Source organism: Candidatus Proelusimicrobium excrementi (genome assembly GCF_937881865.1).
Classification (GTDB): domain Bacteria; phylum Elusimicrobiota; class Elusimicrobia; order Elusimicrobiales; family Elusimicrobiaceae; genus Proelusimicrobium; species Proelusimicrobium excrementi.
On the sequence record NZ_CALGEO010000090.1, the window covers coordinates 1 to 4,326 of the forward strand.

Genomic DNA, 4,326 nt, shown 5'->3' on the forward strand with positions numbered 1-4,326 from the left:
ACTATCACCTAATTTTTTAACTAAAATATCAATTTTTTTAGTACCACCAAAAGTTTGATTAAAGTCATACATATCACCATCACTAGCATTGAAAAGAAGTAATGAAATAGTATCTTTAACTCTATTTATATCTCCACTAGCAATAACATTATCTACATAACTTTTTACTAAAGAATCATATTGCATCAATTCATCTACTGAATTAACTTCTATTCTAAAATTACTATTTACATATTTTCTTATTAAATATTTATCTTCTTCATGTTCATCAAATATTTCATCTGCGATATCAAATTGTTTTACTTTTTTCATAATTTTATCCTTACCAAATAATTTTTAAATCAGTTTTTGCCGCTTTCAATTTGGCCGTTTTCAAGAAGGGCCAAATACTTATCTTTTATTTTATTAAATTCCGCCTTTTTTGAAGAGGGAATTTCCCGCGAGGCCGAACTTCTGTTTTTGGTAGTAAGAAAATCAAAATATTTTCCGTTCTGCCTTATTCTGAAATCCAAATGCGGCCCGGTCGAAAGACCCGTCGAGCCGACATAGGCTATAGTCTGGCCCTGCTTGACTTTAACGCCGTTGGCAATCCCTTTGGCGTAACCTTTTAAATGACCGTAACAAGTTACATAATTGTTGGGATGATACACTTCCATATAATTGCCAAATCCGCCTTTCCACCCTTTGGAGCGCACAACTCCGTCGGCAACGGCCTCTACCGGGGTGCCGGAGGGCGCGGCGTAATCAATGCCCAAATGCGGGCGTCTTATCCTTAAAATGGGGTGCATTCTCCCTTTGGAAAAACGCGAAGATATCCTTACGCCCCTGACGCTTATCGGCGATTTTAAGAACATCTTTTTGGTAAATTTGCCGTTTTCGTCGTAGAATTCGTCCTCAAAACGTATTGCGTAGTTTTTGCCGGAAACGCCTCCGTCATAATAGGCGGCTAAAATTCTTTCGTTTAAAGTATCGCCGGCTTTGGTGTAATCTTCTTCCCAAAGTATCGCAAATTTATCGCCCGTTCTGGTTTCCGTATTAAAATCCACCGCCCAGGAAAATATATCCGTAAAATCCAATATGAAAGAAGGCTTAAGCCCCTCGGCCTGCATTGAGTTAAACAAAGTGTAATCGATATCGCCTTTTGCAAAACGCTGACGCGTTTCCACCGAGATATCCATAATACCGGCTACAAGCCCCTCCCCGCTTTGCGCCACATAGTAACGGGAAAAATCTTTAGTAACCACAAGCATTTTGAAATTGCCCTCTTCGTCCAAAGTAAGCAGGTATCTGTCGCGCGGAGCAAGGCGATTCATTTTAAGGACCGTATCCAATTTATTTACTATTTGCAGGCTCTTTTCTTTGGAAAGGCCGGCTTCCTGCAAAGGAACGGAAATATGCTTTTTTAAATTGCCCTCAAATTTTTTAAAAATAAGTTCCTGCTGACGGCTGGCTGCTTCGACGGCCTCCTTATGTTTGTTGACGCCGTGCAAAACCAACATACAGACAATCAAAAAAACCGGCAGATAAAGCAGTACGTCCCGCAAAAGCGGGTGGCACTGTATATATTCAATAATATTCTTAAAAAAACCGGGCATTTTACCTATTGATAAAAGGGGGCGGTTAAGCCCCCCTTTAAACTTTATTTCTGATCTTTAAGATAAGAGCAAAGCGCAATAGCGTTAAGCTTTACCGACGGATGATCCGCCCTGGAAGGCAGGATTACCGGGATGTTCGGGCCGGCCAAAATCGTGGCGGCTTCAACGCCCTTGGCGAAGAAAGCCAAAGCTTTGTAAAGCGGGTTGGCCGCATCCAAATCGGGAAGGATGATAAGATCGGCGTCGCCGGGAACTTCCGCATTGGCGATGCCCTTTTCGGCCGCGCGCTCTTTGGAGAAGGTTATATACATATCATAAGGGCCTTCAACCACGCAGTTGGGGATTAAGCCGTCTTTGTTCATTTGAACCAAAGCCTGGGCGTCAACCGTTGAGGGAATCTTTTCGTTCACTTTTTCCACGGGGCAGACTACCGCGACTTTCGGCCTTTCAACGCCGAGTTTTCTTAAAACGTTTACGGCGTTGTTAATGGTTTTTGCTTTCTGTTCCAAGGTGGGGCTGATTAAAACAGCGGAATCCGTAACGGCGAACATTTTATGGAAATTATCGGTTTTGAATAAAACGAAATGCGTCAAAAGCGCGCCTTGGGGAACAAGGCCCATTTCTTTATTTAAAATGGCTTTCATGTAATACTTTGTATCGACAAGGCCCTTTACCAAGAAATCGCCTTTGCCTTTGGCGATTTGCTCCACCGCCAAATTGCACATGGTCGGGACGTCGGTGCATTCAATAAATTCGAATTTGTCTTCGGCCAGCCCTACTTCGGCCATCATTTTTTTGACGAGCTCCACCGGCCCTATCAAAATACCGCCGGATATCAAACCTTTGTCATCGGCCATTTTAATCGCGGTAAGGGCTTCGGCGTTATTTGCGCCGGGCACAACTACGCGGTTGGATTGGCCTTTTACCATATCAATAAGCTCTGAGAAGCTGTTAAATTTCATTCTAATCTCCTTATTTATACTCTTTAATTAACGAAGGGTTTTCAAGCGCGCGCAAGGCGGCTTCTTTCAAAGAGGCTTTTTCGTCGCTGCCCGGATATACGAACACGGGCGCAAGCCAAGATACTTTCTTTTTAAGCGTTTCCCTGATATACTCGCTGTACATAACCGCGCCGGTAAGAACGACTGCGTCAAGCTTGCCTTCCGCGGGGGCCGCAGTGTAAGCGGCGTATTTGGACATTTGGTATATCATCGCGTCTATTACTTCTTTGGCCTTTTCCCTTGTACAGGTTATGGGGGAGTTTTCCTCCTTTTCGCCCGTTTCTATAAAACGCATTATCGCTTTAATGTCATGCGTGCCGCAATAGGCGCATACGCCGCCGTGCCCTTTTACTTTAAGGGCCATTTCCGGCAGAGTATATTTGCCGCTGTAACAAAGACGCATAAAATTGCCCGTCGGCAAAGTGCCGGTGCGCTGGGGCGTCATCGGGCCTTCGCCGTCAAGGCCGTTGTTTACGTCAACCACCCTGCCGCCTATATGAAGCCCAAACGTAACACCGCCGCCCGCGTGCATTATGACAAAACGGCAGTCCTCGTATCTCTTGCCGAGCTGCTTTGCCGTATGTATGGCGACGCGCCTTTGGCTTAAAGCGTGGAAAATCGGTATTCTGGGCAGTTCCGGCATGCCGGTATATTGGGCCTCGGGCCACATTTCATTGACGACTTCCGGGTCGCTTATCAAAGCGGGGCAGCCGGCTTCGTCCGCGATAGCCTTGGCCAGTATACCGCCCAAATTGCAGGGATGTACGCCCAAATATCCTTTTTTTAAATCGGCCAGCATGGCGTCATTAACGTAAAAAGTGCCGCCTTCGGTATGTTTTGTAAGGCCGCCTCTGCCTATAACGACATCTATTTCCTTCAAATCTATATGATTTTTTTTAAGATAGGATAAAATAAGATTTTTCTTCATCGGGGCCATTTCGGCCACGTTCCTGTTCGCGTAGGGGGCAAGATCTTTAGGCGAATACTCAAGTTTCACTTCAAAAAACGGCCTTAAACCTCTGTAGAAGCCGATATCGTCGGAAGTGGAACCCGGATTGATTACTAAAATATTTTTCGGCATAAAAGCTCCTGTCTGCGACGTTATTAATACTATTTTAACATATTATTGGTACTTTGACAGAAGCCAAACGCCCGCGCCAAGAAGCACGGCAAAAACACATCCTTTAAGAAGAGCGCGCCAGTCGTTTTTCCCTTCCGTGGGGGATTCTTCCAATGGTTTTTGCTCCGGCGAGTTTATTACTTCCGCTTCGGGAACAGAAGCGGGCTGAATCGAGGCCGAAGCGCTTTCCCGTTTTTTGCGCGGAGCGGCGGTTTGATTGTTTTTTTTAGATTCCGGGGCAGGCTTGACAGATTTTTGCTCTTCCTCCGCGGGTTGAACTTCCTCAGTCAGCACCGACGGCGGCGACAGGCTTACGCTTTGGGAAGAATCTTCCGCGGATTTTAAATCGGCCTTTTCCTGAAGCCAAAGTTCTTCCTGACGCTTTAAAAATTCCTCAAGTGAAGGCTCTTCCGGCAAAACTTGGGCAGACTCTGTTAAAGCCTGCTCTCCGCCGGATTCATTTTGAATCGGAGCGATATTTTCCCCCTCTTGGCAAAAAGCAAATAAAGACATACATAAAAGAGCAAACGATAAAAAATATTTCATAAGCTACTCCTCCAATTTTGAAATTATTTTATTTACTATCGAGTTTATAAAAAATAAATCCTCT

Annotated in this window: 5 protein-coding genes; all 5 read right to left on the bottom strand. The window is 44.8% G+C overall.

Features of this window, described 5'->3' with window-relative positions; all coding sequences use genetic code 11:
• A partial coding sequence (locus ACQY26_RS04090; RefSeq protein WP_428047841.1) for a hypothetical protein occupies window positions 1–312 on the bottom strand: 312 nt, incomplete at its 3' end.
• 29 nt (window positions 313–341) lie between these two features.
• A complete protein-coding gene (locus ACQY26_RS04095) occupies window positions 342–1,595 on the bottom strand; it encodes a peptidoglycan DD-metalloendopeptidase family protein (RefSeq protein WP_428047842.1) in 1,254 nt (417 codons plus the stop codon).
• A 44-nt stretch (window positions 1,596–1,639) separates the two neighbouring features.
• Window positions 1,640–2,557, bottom strand: a complete 918-nt coding sequence (locus ACQY26_RS04100; protein ID WP_428047843.1) for a phosphate acyltransferase — start codon at window positions 2,555–2,557, stop codon at window positions 1,640–1,642.
• A gap of 10 nt (window positions 2,558–2,567) precedes the next feature.
• Window positions 2,568–3,677 carry a butyrate kinase gene (buk, locus tag ACQY26_RS04105; RefSeq protein ID WP_428047844.1) on the bottom strand — a complete coding sequence of 370 codons (1,110 nt, stop codon included), beginning with the start codon at window positions 3,675–3,677 and terminating at the stop codon, window positions 2,568–2,570.
• Window positions 3,678–3,719: 42 nt separating this feature from the next.
• Complete coding sequence (locus ACQY26_RS04110; protein WP_428047845.1) at window positions 3,720–4,262, bottom strand: hypothetical protein; 543 nt, start codon at window positions 4,260–4,262, stop codon at window positions 3,720–3,722.
• Window positions 4,263–4,326: the final 64 nt, after the last annotated feature.